Origin of the sequence: Myxococcus llanfairpwllgwyngyllgogerychwyrndrobwllllantysiliogogogochensis (assembly GCF_006636215.1) — a bacterium.
Taxonomy (GTDB): Bacteria; Myxococcota; Myxococcia; order Myxococcales; family Myxococcaceae; genus Myxococcus; species Myxococcus llanfairpwllgwyngyllgogerychwyrndrobwllllantysiliogogogochensis.
In genome coordinates this window covers 1-416 of the sequence record NZ_VIFM01000874.1, presented here as the reverse complement: position 1 = coordinate 416, position 416 = coordinate 1, and the positions used below count along the sequence as shown (strand labels likewise).

Genomic DNA, 416 nt, shown 5'->3' with positions numbered 1-416 from the left:
CCCCTAGAGGGCGGTGCTCCCGAGGGCGCCTTCGATGGCTTCGAGCAGGGGCTGTGCCGGAGCGCCCGGAAGCGTCGTGCAGCCCCGCGCCAGCTCCCGCTTCATCCGCAGCCGGTCCGGGTGTGAGCGCGCCTCTCCGGCCAGCGCCTCCGGGTCCACCGGCGTGGCCAGCAGCGTCGCGCAGGTGCGGAAGGTCTCCAGCCGGTCCAGGTCCTCTTCTTCCAGCGTGACGGGCGTACCCTCCAGCGCCAGTCCGACGAAGGACAGCCGCCGAATCTCGTCCGCCGTCAGCACCAGCGCCCCGTTGAGGGTGAGCCGGGGCGGAGGCTGCGGGCCCGGTCCTCCCGCCAGCTCCACCACGCCGTCCACGGGTTTGGGCAGGCAGGGCACCTCTCGCAAGGACAGCAGCTCATCTG

General features: G+C 72.8%; 1 pseudogene. It reads right to left on the bottom strand.

Features of this window, described 5'->3' with window-relative positions:
- Positions 1 to 3 precede the first annotated feature (3 nt).
- Positions 4 to 416 (bottom strand): annotated as a pseudogene (locus FJV41_RS50975) (hypothetical protein); the annotation flags it as partial.